Below are 14,449 nucleotides of genomic sequence, written 5' to 3' on the forward strand. Positions count from 1 at the left end.
TGACCGCCCCGCGCGCAGCGGGTTTCTAGATATTGTTTGCGCGTAGCGGCCTTTTGATATGTTTATTCGCATGGTGATGAAGCGTTTTAGCGCAGCTCTGACGATTCTCCTCGCAATCCCGGCAACTGCCCAGGACAAGACGCTGGCCCCCACACCGCCCATGGGATGGAACAGCTGGGACGCCTACGGCGCTACCATCAACGAGTCTCAGTTCCGCGCCAACATGGTCGTTCTCGCCGCTCAGTTGAAGGAGTTCGGCTGGCAGTACGTCGTCATCGACGAAGGCTGGTACCTCCAGAACCCCGAGAACATCTCCATGCCGCAGGCTCTGCGCTACACCATCAACCTCCGCGGACAGTACGAGCCCGCGCCCAACCGCTTCCCCTCGTCCGCGACCGGCAGCGGCTTCAAACCACTCAGCGACGCCGTCCACGACGACGGCCTCAGATTCGGAATCCACATCCTCCGGGGCATCCCAAAAAAGACCGTCTTCGCCAACACCCACATCGGCTCCACCCGATACCGCGCCGCCATGGCCGCGGACACCACCGACACCTGCTCCTGGAACCCGGACAACTTCGGCGTCAAAGCCAACCTCGCCGGACAAGCTTGGTACGACGCCCTGATAAAGCAGTACGCCTCCTGGGGCGTCGACTTCCTCAAGGTCGACTGCATCGCACACCCCTACAAGAGCGCCGAGATTCGCATGATCCACAAAGCCATCGAGCGCTCCGGCCGCCCCATGGTCCTCAGCCTCTCGCCCGGGCCCACACCAATCGACCGTGCTGGCGAAGTGGCAAAGAACGCGCAGATGTGGCGCATCTCAGATGACGTCTGGGACCACTGGGACAAGGACCCCGACGCAGAGTGGTCGCAAAGCATAAAAGGCCAGTTGCCCATCCTTGCCCAGTGGGCCGATCAGGCAAAGCCGGGAAGCTGGCCCGATGCCGATATGCTCCCCCTCGGCCAACTCCGCCCAAACCCCGGCTACGGCAAACCACGAAACTCAAGGCTCACCCAGGACGAGCAGAGAACCATGATCACCCTCTGGGCCATCACGCGATCGCCTCTCTTCCTCGGCGGAAATCTAACCCAGATGGACGACGCCCTCAAGCCGCTGATCACCAACCAGGAAGTCCTCGATATGGATCGCTACTCCACAAACAGCGAAAGAAACACAGAGGACGGCCCGCTCGTCACCTGGACCTCCCACTCCATCCGCGGAGACAAGCACTACCTCGCCCTCTTCAATCTCAGCGACGCACCCGTGCACATCGACAAGACCTTCGCCCAGTACGGCTACATCGACAAGGCACAATACAAAGTCCGCGACCTCTGGCAGAGAAAAGAGCTAGGCCTGCTGAACTCCCTCCAGGTCGATCTCCCGCCACATGGCTCCGTCGTCTACTCCCTCCACGACTAATTTGTCCTAACCCGAGTTGTAGCAAACACTCTAAGGGTCGTCATCCTGAACGGAGTGAAGGATCCCCGTATTTGCGGTTGCCGTTGCGGTTGCTGTAGTCGTTGCAACTGCCGTCGCCTGTCCTTTTGTTGTCATCCCCGAAGGGGATCTGCGTTCGCATTTGTTTTAGTCTTTGCTCGAGTTTGACCCCACTCTCTGGGTGCCCCATTCATCGCGCATTTTGCGATGAGTGGGAATGCAATCCTTTCCCAGCCAACTGTTGCGGTTGCTCATTTTGCTTGTCATTCTGAGCGAGCGGCGAGAAGCCTGTTCTAGCCAAGCCTTCGCCGCCAGCCGCACCCGATCGTCAAAACGTCAACTTCCTACTTCGCCTGCTTTAGCCCCGCAACAACCGCGGCAACTTTATCGAGTATCTGGTTCCAGCCCTCGAGTTGACCGCTATTTTTCGCGCTCTCCATGGGTTCATTTCCAATGTGGGTAAGCTTCGTCTGGCCGTTGCCGAGATCCTCAAAGAGGGTCACGTCGTACGCACCGTCTATAGCCTCATGTTCTATTCCTAATTGCTCAGGCTCGACCTTGTTTCCCTTCGAGTCGGAAAAGTACATGGAGGAGACGATCTTCTCGTGCAGAATAATCTCGTGGTATTCAACCGCATTCCAGAACTCCTGGCCATCCGGCGTCTTCATGCAGAGGAGAGATTTTCCTCCAACGCGAAAATCCATCTGACAAACCGGCGCAGTAAAGCCCTTCGGTCCCCACCACTGCATCACGTACTTCGGGTCTGTCCACGCCTTCCAAACCAACTCGCGTGGTGCATCAAAAACTCTTGTAATTACCATCCGCTCAACTTCGCTAACCGTGTTTTCTGTCATCTCTTGACCTCCTCTTTCTTCATTTGATTTACAACTACGTCCAGTTTGTCGAAACTCTCTTCCCAGAATCGGCGATAGCTAATCGCCCAGTCGCTGACTGTCTTAATCGCCTCTGGCCTCAGCGTGCACACACTCTCTCGTCCACGCTTCGTCTTGATGACAATCCGCGCCCGCACCAGGTAGGCAATATGTTTTGAAATCATCTGCTGCGAGACTGCAAACGGTTCCGTCAATCCATGCACAGAGGCAGGCCCATGGGAGAGTCGTTCGATCATCGCCCGTCGGGTTGGATCAGACAGAGCCGTAAATGTTGTACCTAACTTATCCACAACCAAATGGTAGTGGATTTCTTGCCAATGTCAAGTGTAAAGATCGCTTCTCGTCGTCACGCATTCAATTGATGAGAACAGCGTTTCTCGTTACCTGTCCTTGCGGGCTACAGAACGAGGCCCATCTTTTATGATGAAGGTGGAGGAGAGATGGAACTCAAAGAGTACGAAATCGCTGCGAATGGTATCTCCCTACACGTAACTGAGCTGGGGGACGGACCAGCCGTTCTTTTCTGTCACGGGTTTCCAGACACCTCCTATACGTGGCGACAACAAATGAAAGCCGTCGCCTCAGCCGGATATCGGGCGATTGCTCCAGACATGCGCGGATACGGGCGCAGCTCAGCGCCATCCGACTCAGCCCTATACACGCCGCTGCAGACTGCGGGTGATCTGGTCGGACTCCTCGATGCGCTGAATGTTCCCAGCACCGTGATCGTGGGTCACGACTGGGGTGCAACACATGCGTGGAATGCCGCCATGATGCGTCCTGATCGATTCAAAGCGGTGTTCTGCTTGAGCGTGCCTTACTTTCCTCGTGGTGATGTCAGCGTATTCGAACGCATGCGCACATCCGGATATGAAAACGATTTTTACATGTTCGAACAGATCAAACCGGAAGCCGATCAAACTTGGGCCGATGCCGCAGTCACTATTCCGGGGGCTTTGTATTGGGCATCGGGTTCTGCTCCGGCTGACACGCGATGGAACCCCCTGGACCCTGCACGAAATCTTCATCGCCCGGCTCCGGGACTGTTGCCGTCATGGGCGGAGCCCGATTACGTGGCTCACAACGTAGCGGAATTCAAGCGCACGGGTTTTCACGGGGCTCTGAATTACTATCGTGCCGCTGAACCGTATTTCTATCTGTCAGCTGCATGGAAAGGCGCGAAAATCACCCAACCCTCGTTTTACATTTCGGGAAAAGACGACGGTTTGGGGGCTCTCTATCCCCCTCTTGAAAAGCTCCGTGCCGGCCTTCCTGGTCTCGTCGGAACTCTCGAACTCGACAACGTAGGCCACTGGATACAACACGAAGCCTCTGCCGAAGTCAGCGAACAGCTTGTGAAGTTCCTGCGCACGGTAAACCCTGCCTAAAAGGGCTCACGATGACAACGTCCTTCACACTGACCGACACCACTTTCAGCTCCCCACGCCACACGACGCACTACTGTGAAGCCGGACCTGCAGGCGGCCCATTGATGATCTTCCTCCACGGCTGGCCTCAGATCGGACTGGTGTGGCGCGCGCAGGTCGAGGCCTTCGCTACCGAAGGCTGGCACTGTATAGCGCCAGACATGCGCGGCTATGGCGGTTCCTCTGCGCCGGCCGCCTCCGAGTCCTATGCCCTGAAAGAGATCGTTGACGATATGGTTGAGCTGCATAATCATCTTGGCTCCAGCCCGGCTATCTGGGTGGGACACGACCTCGGAAGTCCCGTTGTCGGAGCGCTGGCCGCGCATCACGCGGAGCGAACTCGCGGTGTCGTGTTGATCTCCGTCCCCTATGCACCGGATGCCTTCGCGTTGCCCAGTCTCCTGCCGCTTATCGACCGCAAGCTCTATTCGGTCGACCAGTACCCGGATGGACAATGGAACTACTATCGCTTCTACCTGACCAACTTCGAACAGACAGTCACCGATTTTGATGCGGACATCCCGGCGAGCCTCGCGGCGATATTCCGGAGTGGAGATCCTAGTTCAGTCGGCACAGTCTACCGGTCCGCGCTCGTCACGCGCAATGGCGGTTGGTTTGGTTCGGCGCACCACGCTCCCGCGGTCCAGCCTGATTACGCGCTCTGGCCGCATGCTGATTTTGCCTCCGTGGTCGAAGCGTTCCGCGTTACCGGATTCCGGCCGGGCAACTCCTGGTACCTCAACGATTCCGCCAACATCGCCTATGCTCACGCGGCGCCGGATGACGGACGGCTGCGTCAGCCCGTGCTGTTTATTAATGGCGACTTTGACGGCCTCTGCGATATCACACACAACCGCTTCGGTGAGCCCATGCGCAGCGCGTGCCGGGACCTTACCGTGACCAATCTACCTTCGGGCCACTGGTTGCCTCTCGAACGCAAGGCAGATGTCATCCAGGCTGTGCGCTCCTGGCTCAAAACGAAGGCTCTATAACTTTTGGCGATAACGGCAGCAATCCTTAAGGAAAATAATGAACACACGTACCGCACCTCACGCTTCCAGCCCGCTTGCTTCTTTGAAGATCAATCACACAGCCATCCGCGTGCCGGACTTTGACGAAGCGGTTGCCTGGTATGCCGACAAGCTCGATTTTAGGTTGAAGCAATCGGTATCCGTTGCCGGGCTCAGCTTCGGTTTTCTGTACCCCGCTGGAGATGATAGTTTCCATTTTGAGCTGATGGCCGGGCCGGGCGCAGCAGAACGCCCTGCCTATAAGGATCTGCATGACAGTTACAACATGTCTGGCTGGCACCACCCGGGTTTCATCGTCGAGAGTGTTGACGATGTCATTGACGAATTGAAGCGCCGCGACGTGACCATCGCCAGCGAGCCACACGACGTATCCGCAATGGGCCTTCGCGTCGCGTTCTTTGCAGATCCTTGGGGCAATCTTTTCGAAGTTATCCAGCTCATCACCCAATAAGGCCAACGGGAGATTCGGCCGCATTCTTTGATCCCGTCGTTCTGAAGGGCGTAGTAGATGCCCCAATTAATCGGTAGGGCATCCGGATCCATATTTTCAAGGAGTGTGGGTCCTGATAAGTCGGTTTGTGAGAAGTTATCTCCATCCTATTTGAGGTCAGCATCGTATCTAATAGTTGGAATGTTCAAACCATCGTCGGTGCGCAATATTCAAAGTGCGCGGCTCACAAAAAGTTGCTTCCCGCCGTTCTTCGCCTTAGTATCGCCCTCAGGGCATGGCGAAGATAGACCTCAATCAAGCGCGATCCACCGAAGCTGAGCGTCTCGTCTCGGCGGGCAAAGCCGACGACGATGACGCCTTCGAACTCAAGCTCCGCCCCACGCGCCTCGCCGAGTTCATTGGTCAGGAAAAGGCCAAAGAACAGCTAGCCATCGCACTCGAAGCAGCAAAGTCCCGCGGCGAAGCCCTCGACCACGTCCTCCTCTTTGGCCCTCCCGGCCTTGGCAAGACGACACTAGCCACCATCATCGCGAACGAGCTGGGCGTCGGCTACCAGCAGACCTCAGGCCCTGCCCTCCAGATTCAAGGCGACCTCACCGCCATCCTCACCAACCTGCGCGAACGCCAGGTCCTCTTCCTCGACGAGATCCACCGGCTCCAGCCCGTCCTCGAAGAAAAACTCTACACCGCGCTGGAGGACTACAAGCTCGACATCATCATCGGACAGGGCCCCGCCGCCCGCACCCACGTGATGGAGATTCGCCCCTTCACCTTCGTAGCTGCAACCACGCGCCCCGGCCTGCTCTCCTCCCCGCTGCGCAGCCGTTTCGGCATCCTCCTGCGGCTGGAGTTCTACACCGACGACCAGCTCCGCTTCGTAGTCGAGCGCTCCGCCGAAGTCCTCGGCGTTCCCATCGACCAGGATGGCGCGGCCGAAATCGCCATGCGCTCGCGAGGTACCCCGCGTATTGCAAATCGCCTCCTCCGTCGCGTCCGCGACTACGCCCAGGTTCGCGCCAAAGGCGTCATCGACCGCCCCACGGCGCAAGCTGCTTTGTCACTCCTCGAAGTAGACGCCCACGGCTTCGACGAGCTGGACCGCCGTCTCCTCCGCACCATCATTGAGAAGTACGACGGAGGCCCGGTAGGCCTCAACACCCTGGCCGCAGCGCTAGCCGAAGAGCAGGACGCCCTCGAAGAGGTCTACGAACCCTTCCTCATCCAGATAGGCTTCCTCGACCGCACTCCCCGAGGCCGCGTTGCCACGCGCTTGGCCTACGAGCACCTGGGCATAGAGATGCCCCGCAAACTAAGCCTCTTCTAAAAAAAGATAAGCCCGCTGCGCTTGGTCACCCCACAAACGAAGTTTGCGGGGACCCCGATTCGGGCGGTCATTTCGTGACTCGTATACCCCTTCGGTTGGCGCTCCCGTTGGTCGCGAGTAAGAATCTTTTACCGACCAACGGGAGGACCTAATCACCCACCCGACCAAGACCGGTACACACGTCACGAAGTGACCGCCCTCCGCGCAGGAGGCCCGTCCGGCAGGGCTGTTTTTTTGGTTTTGCCGGCGGGATTTTTTCTGGCGTGGTGGTGGTGGTGTTTTTCAGGGGTTTTTCGAAAATTGTGGTGGTGTAACGTGGTGTTTTGGCATGGTAAACGTGGTGTCGATCGTGGTGAATGTGTGGCTGGAAACGCCACTTTTTTCGCGACGAAAAATACGCCATGTTTTTCAACTTTATTTTCGGATAGGTCGAAAATTACTGACGCAGGGGAGCCGGGACGAAGACTGTGCTTAGCATCTTGGGCGGTCCAGTCAGATAATACGTAGGAATCTTCGGGAACTGCTCCTCGACCAGGATCAGCGTCCGGAAGTCGAAGCTCTGCACCTCTGCGCGTGACTCCATGTGGTTGCGCACAATCGCTCCACATAGGGTGTTGACAAAGGTTTGCGGGTCGACCGTGCGATTGGACGTAGGCTCTGCGTGGGAGTTGGCCAATGGCGGGTTAGGCCCGGCGGGATCATTGGGCAGAGGCAGGATCTTTGTCTCGAGGTTGAACCGAACCTTCTCCGCATTGGCCGCGCGCGCAGCCGCTTCAGGATGGGACTTTCCCGCGCCACTGCGATAGTACTCAGCATAAAAGCGGGTGAAATGAAAGAGCTGTTCCGCATGGGTCGGAACGTAAGGGCTGATGAGGTGCTCCTGTTCCGCGAAAGCCACCGCGACAGGCGAGAGCGCGGGGTCGTTCTTCTGGTCAGGAAACTGAGGATGCAGCTTGTCGCAGATGAACGTGCTCTGCGCCTCGGCGAGCGAGATATCGCGAGTGTAGACGCGGTCTTCCAACGTGTACGGTTTGCCGTCCACGCGGCGGCAGGACTCGGGGTTGAGGAACTGGTCGTGCCAGATCAGGGAGACGTGATCGCTGGTAACGCCGGTGTCGGTTTCGAGTTCGGTGGCCAGATGGTCGAGGCCGGACTCGAAGGACGGGAGTGTGTTCTCCGGGCGCAGACCGCGGCCTCCGCGATGGGCCGAGACGACAAAGGTCTTGAAGTAATCAGCTTCTTCAGGGTGAGCGGCCTTCTGCTCGGCAACGATCTGCTGCAGGATATTGGGATAGTCGGAGATGATGCCATCGACGCGTAGGTCGAGGAGGGCGCGCATCTTTGCCGGGTCGTTGGTGGTCCAGGGAACGACCTTGAAACCGGCCTTATGTAGCTCGGCTACGTTCACAGGGGGATTGGTTCCCAGTAGGGTTGCGTCGACGGGAGAGAGCACCGGTGTCTGGGCGTTGTGTGCCTTGGCGTGTTTGCCGGCGGCGGTCATCAGTCCAAGGAAGGGATTTTGCATGGGAACCTGCTGTGCGGTGACGATCGCGGTGATGAGGAGGAGGCTTGCGGATAAAACCGTTCGTGTGGAGGTTAGCATGAGGGACGATGATAGTGCGTTGAAGTTGCTTTGGTGTGAACGCGAAGGGTTTGGAGGATCACATTTCGCGGGTCCACGATGACCAACTTATGAGATGAACTCTCCATGTGCCGATCCGACTTCGCAGTATCCATAGATGGCTTCCGAGGAGTTGTCTCGGAGCGGGGTCTTCCGTGGAGGAGAAGATGGTTTTGTAGCTTGCTGTCAGGTAAGCGATCTCGTTGGACCCTCGGATGCGACGGTCGGTGATCTCGATGGAGTGGATCTTTGTGCCCGCGGGCGTCATCTTCGCTGCGACTGCGGGGCGTCCGAGTACGGGCTGGGCGTCAGGCGGCCACAGTTCGATGTCATCGGCGCATAGTGCCATCAAGCTGTGATCTTCTCCGGCGACTTCGTGCGCGATCCAGTCAGAATGGATTCGCTCAATCTCTCGGATGGCGTAGTTTGTGAGTTTGCCCATATGCCGAACAGGGATAGCAGATGCGGCTCTCGCGGTGCAAGGCGTTATTTGCCTTCTCGAGTGTCTTGATCGCTTACGTCTCCGAAGTCGCTTTGCTCCAGCGCAGCCTTCGCTTCGGCCTGTGCTGTGGCCTCCATCCAACCTTGCAGGATGACGACTGCTGCGACCTGATCGATGACATACTTGCGCTCGCGGCGGCGGTGTCCGGCTTCATTGAGTATCTCGTGTGCTGCGACCGAGCTGAGGCGTTCATCCCAGAGCTGCAGGGGCAGGCCGGAGCGCTTTTGCAACTCCTCGGCGAACTCATGCACTTTTGCGGCCCAGGGGCTCACGTCGCCTGACATATGCAGTGGATTGCCGACCACGATCCTGACGACTTCATGCTTGCGAATGAGGCGCAGCAGGCTGCGTAGATCCTCGCCGCGGGTCTTGCGCCACAGCGTTAACAGGGGCTGCGCGGTGTATCCGAGGGGGTCGGAGAGCGCGACGCCCACGCGAATCTTCCCCACGTCCAATGCCATCACGCGGCCGGTCGTCATACGCTCAGTCTACCGCTGCTTCATGGGAGACCTGGTGCGGAGACCCTGGTGCGGGTTAAGGTTCGAATTCAGGGCTTCCGATTCAGGAGCGCGGCGAGATTGCCGTGGTGGGCTTTCAGCTTTGCTTCTGCGGTGGGGCGGTCGATGGAGAGCTTCTGCATCACGATGGCGGTCTTCACGGTGCCTCCATCGGTAAGCAGTTTTGCGGCGGCGGGCTGGTCGATGCCGGTGGCGGCCATGAGGATGCGCTGGGCGCGGTCGACGAGTTTGATATTGGTGGTCTGCATGTTGACCATAAGGTTGCCGTAGACGGCTCCCGTCCTGATCATGACGCCGGTGGAGATCATGTTGAGGATCAGCTTGGTGGCGGTGCCGGCCTTCATGCGCGTGCTGCCGGTCAGGATCTCGGGTCCGGTGATGGGAGCGATGGAGATCTCCGCAACTTCGGCCATCGCGGAGTTGGGGACGCAGGTGAGGGAGATGGTGAGTGCGCCTAGTTGGCGAGCGTGCGTGAGGGCTCCGAGGACGTAAGGAGTGCGTCCGCTGGCGGCGATGCCGAGGACAGTGTCGTTGGCGGTGAGTGAGTGAGCTGCGAGGTTTGCGGCTCCCTGTTCCGGGGAGTCTTCGGATTGTTCGCTGGAGTTGCGGAGGGCGCTGTCGCCACCGGCGATGATGCCCTGAATGAGGGTTGGTGGAACCGAGAAGGTTGGAGGACACTCACTGGCGTCAAGTACGCCGAGACGGCCGCTGGTGCCTGCGCCGATGTAGAAGAGGCGGCCGCCTTCCGCGAAGCGCTTTGCGATGGCGTCGATGGCTTTAGCGACTTCGGGAAGGACGGCGGCTACGGCGGCGGCGACCTTGGCGTCCTCTGCGTTGATGAGGCGAAGCATGTCCAGAGTGGGGAGTTCGTCGATGTGTTCGGTGAAGGGGTTGCGGGCTTCGGTGGCGAGGTTGGCGAGATTCATGGGTGACTCCATGATGGAGGAAGAGGCGGCATCGCGCTAGGGTTGAATCACGACGTGGCACCTCGCCGTCTTTGTGGCTCCCGGCCGGCGACGATTCCGGTTGCTTTAGACTGCGGCGTAAAATCTGTGCCGAAGACGAAGGAGGAGATATGCCGAAGCGAGAGTTTTTAGCTCTAGTGGCGTGCCTGTTGATGGCGACCGTAGCAGGTGCGAAGAACAAGGCTGAGAAAAATGTGCCGGATTACATTCTCCGAGCGAAGACCGTAAATGTGATGGTGGATCCTGGAGCGGGTATCGATCTGAAGGATCCGCGAGCCAATCAAGTGGCGCAGAAGGATGTTGAGACGGCGCTGTTGAACTGGGGAAGGTTTCAGCCTGTGATCTTCACCCAAAACGTGGATCTGATTATCGTGATTTGCAAAGGGCACAAGCAGGTTGTGGATACGACGATCAGTGATCCTCGCCAGAATAATCGGGCGGGTGTGATTGACCCGACGGCGAATGGTGTGTCGGTTGGGGCGCAGCATGGGAACGGGGCGGGAATGCCGGATGCAAGCTCGCATGAGCCGACACATCCTCAGACGGAGATTGGGACGACGGAGGACACTTTTTTTGTGTACAACGGCGATGCCGAGAGGCCTCTCGAGGGCCCGGTGGGATGGAGCTATGTCGCGAAGGATGGACTTCGTTCGCATAATGTTCCTGCTGTGGAGGAGTTCAGGAAGGCGTTGGCTGCGGCAGACAAGGCTGCGGCTGCGAAGCATCCCTAGTTCGCATGGTTTTCTCTAACTTTCGAAGTGTTTGGGTGGATCGGAGGTTCGAAACCCGTAAAATAGAAGAGATACGCAAAACGCAAAGGACGACCGAGGCAGATGGCAATGGGAACGCAAGAGATTTTGGCTGGACAGGTTGAAGTGGCGGCGAAGGCGGCTGGGCTGGTTGTGGTTTCGAGCGCGACAGGACAGGATTTTTCAGGGAACCCGACGACGCGGTTCATGCTGGCGCTGGCTGCGGACCACTCGAAGACTCAAGTGCTTGAACTGAGCGACAAGTTCGATTTCAGCCGGGCGGATATGCTGGCCGAGGTTGGGGTTTATCTGGGGGAGACGGCGAAGCGGCTGAAGAATCCGCAGCAGGATTATTATCTGACGCTGCATGGGCTGCCGCTGAGCTTTGAGAAGTTTACGTGGCCGTTCCACGCGTCGACCTCGGGTGCGGATACGTTCCTGGTGCATGGCGAAGTCCATCTGCAGGATGGCGAGGGAAGCCCGCTGCATGCGAAGGTGGCGGCGTCGATGACGGTGACGTTTGCGGAGATCGTGAAGGCTCCGGAGCAGCCGTTTGCTGAGGGATTTATCTATAACGCGGTGCGAAAGACGATGGATCAGGGGCAGCTGGAGCTGGTGAAGAGCGGGAATCGGCAGCCTGTGCCGGTGACGACGCGGTTCTATAGCCCGTGGAAGAAGCGATTCAACTTCAACGACACGACCGAGGGGCAGCGGCAGGAGTATCTGGCTGCGAAGGTGTTCTGGCTGTCGGGCGTGCTGGGCGGCGGACAGCCGGTGTGGCTGCTGGATCCTCGGGACGCGCAGTATTTGAACACGACTGTGGAGGAGCTGAAGAAGACCGCGGCGGCACTTGCGGGCGAAGGTCTGATTCACCTGGCGGCGGATACCGAGTATGCCACGCCCACCGAGGCTTTGATGGGACATCGTGCGCAGTATGCTGCTGAACTTGCGCATGCGCTGGCCTTCATCAAACCTACGTTCAATGAGGATATGCGCGGCGGCCATACCAATATGTAGCTGAAGAATGTGGGTTCAACTACCCTGCATTTTGAGAGGTAACGCAACGGTTCTCTGTGAATTTGCCAGTAATTGCCGGGTTATGATAAGTTCCGTCTGGCCTTCCGGTGCATCTACTGACTGGAAGGAAAGAGGAAACATGATGAAGAACCTAACTCGAATGGCAACACCACTGATTGCAGTGGTACTTATGAGCGGTGCAACACTTTTCGCACACGCTCAGGCAAACCAGGCACCCACCACCGAGAGCCGCAGCTGGAATACGCCTCCTGCAGGTACTGAGCAGGCGCAGTCAGCCTACCGCGACGGAGTTGAGGCGGCTCAGTTGGACATGACCGCAAAACGCAAGATCGACGCGAAGGCGTCTCACCTGTACGTTCATCCTCCGGTCAAGGGAGCGGCTCGCGATGAGTACCGCTCAAACTTTACCGCTGGATATGAGGCTACGGTGAAGCACAACTCCGGCGTTTAGTCGCTGCGACAAACTCTGAGGTAACAGAAAAGAGAGGCTCCTTACGGAGCCTTTTCTTCTGCGTTGCGCGAGGGATGCGCCCCGCTGATTTTTCTCCAGCTAAACTCTTATAAGGGCGACAAAAAGATCCTTCATCCATTCAGGACGGTTGGTTAGGACGCCTCGCCATACGCATGTCCGACAATTTCGCACAAACCGTCAAGCAGCAGGCCGACATCGTCCGCATCATTGGGGACTACCTCAAGCTGCGCAAATCCGGCGCCCAGAACTATACCGGCCTGTGCCCGTTTCACAAGGAAAAGACGGGATCTTTCTCGGTCAACGCCGTCCACGGCTACTTCTACTGTTTTGGCTGCCACGAAAAAGGTGATGTCTTCACCTTTGTGATGAAGCTGGAAAACATCAGCTTTCCGGAGGCTATTCGCGTGGTGGCCACCAAGTGTGGCATTCCTCTCCCCAAACGCGAGTTCAGCTCCCCCGAGGAGGCCCGCGAAGCCGGTATTCGCCGCCAGCTTGTGGATATTCACGAGGCCGCGACGCAGTACTTTGAAGCAGCTCTCAAAGCTCCGGAAGCCGCACGTGCTCGCGAGTACTTGACTGGACGCGGCGTTACGGCTGAGACCATCGCAAAGTTCCGCATCGGCTTTGCCCCCGACGACTTCAACCACATGCGCAACGCTCTGAAGCCGCACTTCAGTGAAGAGGTGATGCAAGCCAGTGGCCTGTTCAAGTCGAAGGAGCAGGCCGACGGTAGCCAGGGACAACTCTACGCGGGCTTCCGCAAACGAGTGATGTTCCCCATCGCCAACGAACAAGGCAAGACCATCGCCTTCACCGCGCGCGCCCTTGACGCCCAGGACGAAAAGGGCCGCGACATCGCAAAGTACGTGAACTCTCCAGAGACCGCGCTCTACAGCAAAGGCCAGGTCCTGTTCAACCTTGACAAAGCCAAGGCGGAGATCCGGAGCCTCGGCTTCGCGCTGCTCGTGGAAGGCCAGATGGACTGTATCTCCGTCTACATGGCGGGCATCAAGGGCGTTCTTGCGACCTCCGGTACCGCCTTCACAGAAATGCAAATTCGTTTGCTCAGCCGATTTACCAAACGCGTCATTGTTAACTTCGACCCTGACACGGCCGGTACCGCGGCCACGGAGAAGTCCATCGCGCTGCTCACCGAAGAAGACTTCGAGGTAAAGGTCGTCACCCTGGAAGGAGGCCTCGATCCGGACCGCTACATTCGCGAACATGGCATCCAGCAGTACATGGCGGCCCTGCGCAGTGCGAAGCGCCACTCGGACTACCTGATCGACCGAGCACGCGAACAGTTTCCCGGGCGAACCTCCGATGCCAAGGTGAAGGCTCTCAACTTCCTCCTTCCTCACATCCGCCGGATGCCGAATCGCATTCAGCGGGACGAGTTCGCCGCGGATGCTGCGCAAAAACTCTTTATCGACTCTGCGATTCTGCGCCAGGAGCTCAAACAGGCTGCAGCACAACGCGTCGAAAGCGTTCGCTCCCATGCCCACGACCCCGCAAGCGAGACCGAGCGAGTGCTTCTCCGCGCGCTCGTTCTTCCCGAAGGTGACCCGGCTCGTACTCTAGCCGCCGAACAGCTCACCCAACATCCTGAGTGGTACGAGAGTCTTCCGTCGGCTGCGTTACTGGAGTCTCTTGCCAACGCTCCAGTTCCCTCTAACCCTCTCGACGCTGCTCCTGATGAACCCAGCCGCATTCTTCTGGCTCGCACTCTTCAGGACACAGAAGACTCTGATAGCGCCCCCGCCAACGCGCAATCCATGACGGAGCGCGTAGAAAACACGCTCGAAACGCTCAAATATCGTCAGCTCGAACGCCATCAGCGCGAGCTCCGAAGTTTGATTGCCGAAGCCGACCGCCGAGGCGACCATGAAATGCTGGCCAACCTGACTGCGGAGAAGATTCAGATAGACCGAAGGCTGAAAGAGTAGTAACTCATCTTCATCTCTTCATCATTTCTCAGGAACATCCTTCCGAGCAGCGGGTTAGAAGAAAGTAGACT

At 58.1% G+C, this 14,449-nt stretch carries 15 protein-coding genes; 9 read left to right on the forward strand and 6 right to left on the reverse strand.

The features are described from left to right. Window positions 1-58: 58 nt before the first annotated feature. A complete protein-coding gene (locus HDF08_RS19870; protein WP_179640389.1) occupies window positions 59-1,423 on the forward strand; it encodes a glycoside hydrolase family 27 protein in 1,365 nt (454 codons plus the stop codon). A gap of 362 nt (window positions 1,424-1,785) precedes the next feature. Here HDF08_RS19870 and HDF08_RS19875 read toward each other — a convergent pair whose 3' ends face one another. Beyond that, window positions 1,786-2,295 (reverse strand): SRPBCC family protein, encoded by a 510-nt coding sequence (locus HDF08_RS19875; protein ID WP_179640390.1) that lies wholly within the window; start codon window positions 2,293-2,295, stop codon window positions 1,786-1,788. After that, entirely contained in the window at window positions 2,292-2,624 is a 333-nt protein-coding gene (locus HDF08_RS19880) for an ArsR/SmtB family transcription factor (RefSeq protein ID WP_373563248.1), read from the reverse strand. The genes HDF08_RS19875 and HDF08_RS19880 overlap by 4 nt, the downstream gene beginning before the upstream one ends. 150 nt (window positions 2,625-2,774) lie before the next feature. Between HDF08_RS19880 and HDF08_RS19885 the strand changes: the two genes are divergently transcribed. The 4 genes from HDF08_RS19885 (at window position 2,775) to ruvB (ending at window position 6,567) form a co-directional block, all read left to right on the forward strand. Continuing rightward, complete coding sequence (locus tag HDF08_RS19885; RefSeq protein WP_179640392.1) at window positions 2,775-3,722, forward strand: alpha/beta fold hydrolase; 948 nt, start codon at window positions 2,775-2,777, stop codon at window positions 3,720-3,722. An 11-nt stretch (window positions 3,723-3,733) separates the two neighbouring features. After that, window positions 3,734-4,753 carry an alpha/beta hydrolase gene (locus tag HDF08_RS19890; RefSeq protein WP_179640393.1) on the forward strand — a complete coding sequence of 340 codons (1,020 nt, stop codon included), beginning with the start codon at window positions 3,734-3,736 and terminating at the stop codon, window positions 4,751-4,753. Window positions 4,754-4,790: 37 nt separating this feature from the next. Next, the gene (locus tag HDF08_RS19895; protein WP_179640394.1) at window positions 4,791-5,243 is read left to right on the forward strand and encodes a VOC family protein; all 453 of its coding nucleotides are present in this window, start codon (window positions 4,791-4,793) and stop codon (window positions 5,241-5,243) included. Window positions 5,244-5,517: 274 nt separating this feature from the next. Next, a complete protein-coding gene (gene ruvB / locus HDF08_RS19900) occupies window positions 5,518-6,567 on the forward strand; it encodes a Holliday junction branch migration DNA helicase RuvB (protein ID WP_179640395.1) in 1,050 nt (349 codons plus the stop codon). A gap of 436 nt (window positions 6,568-7,003) precedes the next feature. Here ruvB and HDF08_RS19905 read toward each other — a convergent pair whose 3' ends face one another. The 4 genes from HDF08_RS19905 to murQ all read right to left on the reverse strand — a co-directional run bounded on the left by HDF08_RS19905 (window position 7,004) and on the right by murQ (window position 10,134). Then, window positions 7,004-8,170, reverse strand: a complete 1,167-nt coding sequence (locus HDF08_RS19905; protein WP_179640396.1) for a glycerophosphodiester phosphodiesterase family protein — start codon at window positions 8,168-8,170, stop codon at window positions 7,004-7,006. A 58-nt stretch (window positions 8,171-8,228) separates the two neighbouring features. Continuing rightward, complete coding sequence (locus HDF08_RS19910) at window positions 8,229-8,630, reverse strand: nuclear transport factor 2 family protein (RefSeq protein ID WP_179640397.1); 402 nt, start codon at window positions 8,628-8,630, stop codon at window positions 8,229-8,231. A 44-nt stretch (window positions 8,631-8,674) separates the two neighbouring features. Beyond that, on the reverse strand, window positions 8,675-9,169 hold the full coding sequence (gene ruvX / locus HDF08_RS19915) for a Holliday junction resolvase RuvX (RefSeq protein WP_179640398.1): 495 nt from the start codon (window positions 9,167-9,169) through the stop codon (window positions 8,675-8,677). A 68-nt stretch (window positions 9,170-9,237) separates the two neighbouring features. Continuing rightward, entirely contained in the window at window positions 9,238-10,134 is an 897-nt protein-coding gene (murQ, locus tag HDF08_RS19920) for an N-acetylmuramic acid 6-phosphate etherase (RefSeq protein ID WP_179640399.1), read from the reverse strand. Between the two features lie 149 nt (window positions 10,135-10,283). On the opposite strand from murQ, the gene HDF08_RS19925 reads away from it, so the two are divergent. From HDF08_RS19925 to dnaG, 4 genes are all read left to right on the forward strand, one after another. Beyond that, window positions 10,284-10,904 (forward strand): hypothetical protein, encoded by a 621-nt coding sequence (locus HDF08_RS19925; protein ID WP_257031295.1) that lies wholly within the window; start codon window positions 10,284-10,286, stop codon window positions 10,902-10,904. A 102-nt stretch (window positions 10,905-11,006) separates the two neighbouring features. After that, window positions 11,007-11,939: a hypothetical protein gene (locus HDF08_RS19930; RefSeq protein ID WP_179640400.1), complete on the forward strand. Its 933-nt coding sequence runs from the start codon at window positions 11,007-11,009 to the stop codon at window positions 11,937-11,939. Window positions 11,940-12,078: 139 nt separating this feature from the next. After that, the gene (locus HDF08_RS19935) at window positions 12,079-12,411 is read left to right on the forward strand and encodes a hypothetical protein (RefSeq protein WP_257031296.1); all 333 of its coding nucleotides are present in this window, start codon (window positions 12,079-12,081) and stop codon (window positions 12,409-12,411) included. Window positions 12,412-12,584: 173 nt separating this feature from the next. Beyond that, window positions 12,585-14,378: a DNA primase gene (gene dnaG / locus HDF08_RS19940; protein WP_179640401.1), complete on the forward strand. Its 1,794-nt coding sequence runs from the start codon at window positions 12,585-12,587 to the stop codon at window positions 14,376-14,378. Window positions 14,379-14,449 lie beyond the last annotated feature (71 nt).

The sequence above is a fragment of the Tunturiibacter empetritectus genome (genome assembly GCF_013410875.1).
In the GTDB taxonomy this organism is placed as follows: Bacteria; Acidobacteriota; Terriglobia; order Terriglobales; family Acidobacteriaceae; genus Edaphobacter; species Edaphobacter empetritectus.

Excerpts from the sequence above, each read along its gene's own strand:
- HDF08_RS19910 (WP_179640397.1), bottom strand. The coding sequence starts at position 8,630 with ATGGGCAAACTCACAAACTACGCCATCCGAGAGATTGAGCGAATCCAT.
- ruvB (WP_179640395.1), top strand. The coding sequence starts at position 5,518 with ATGGCGAAGATAGACCTCAATCAAGCGCGATCCACCGAAGCTGAGCGT.
- HDF08_RS19935 (WP_257031296.1), top strand. The coding sequence starts at position 12,079 with ATGATGAAGAACCTAACTCGAATGGCAACACCACTGATTGCAGTGGTA.
- HDF08_RS19870 (WP_179640389.1), top strand. The coding sequence starts at position 59 with ATGTTTATTCGCATGGTGATGAAGCGTTTTAGCGCAGCTCTGACGATT.
- ruvX (WP_179640398.1), bottom strand. The coding sequence starts at position 9,169 with ATGACGACCGGCCGCGTGATGGCATTGGACGTGGGGAAGATTCGCGTG.
- HDF08_RS19895 (WP_179640394.1), top strand. The coding sequence starts at position 4,791 with ATGAACACACGTACCGCACCTCACGCTTCCAGCCCGCTTGCTTCTTTG.
- HDF08_RS19875 (WP_179640390.1), bottom strand. The coding sequence starts at position 2,295 with ATGACAGAAAACACGGTTAGCGAAGTTGAGCGGATGGTAATTACAAGA.
- dnaG (WP_179640401.1), top strand. The coding sequence starts at position 12,585 with ATGTCCGACAATTTCGCACAAACCGTCAAGCAGCAGGCCGACATCGTC.
- HDF08_RS19925 (WP_257031295.1), top strand. The coding sequence starts at position 10,284 with ATGCCGAAGCGAGAGTTTTTAGCTCTAGTGGCGTGCCTGTTGATGGCG.
- murQ (WP_179640399.1), bottom strand. The coding sequence starts at position 10,134 with ATGAATCTCGCCAACCTCGCCACCGAAGCCCGCAACCCCTTCACCGAA.
- HDF08_RS19930 (WP_179640400.1), top strand. The coding sequence starts at position 11,007 with ATGGCAATGGGAACGCAAGAGATTTTGGCTGGACAGGTTGAAGTGGCG.
- HDF08_RS19890 (WP_179640393.1), top strand. The coding sequence starts at position 3,734 with ATGACAACGTCCTTCACACTGACCGACACCACTTTCAGCTCCCCACGC.
- HDF08_RS19885 (WP_179640392.1), top strand. The coding sequence starts at position 2,775 with ATGGAACTCAAAGAGTACGAAATCGCTGCGAATGGTATCTCCCTACAC.
- HDF08_RS19905 (WP_179640396.1), bottom strand. The coding sequence starts at position 8,170 with ATGCTAACCTCCACACGAACGGTTTTATCCGCAAGCCTCCTCCTCATC.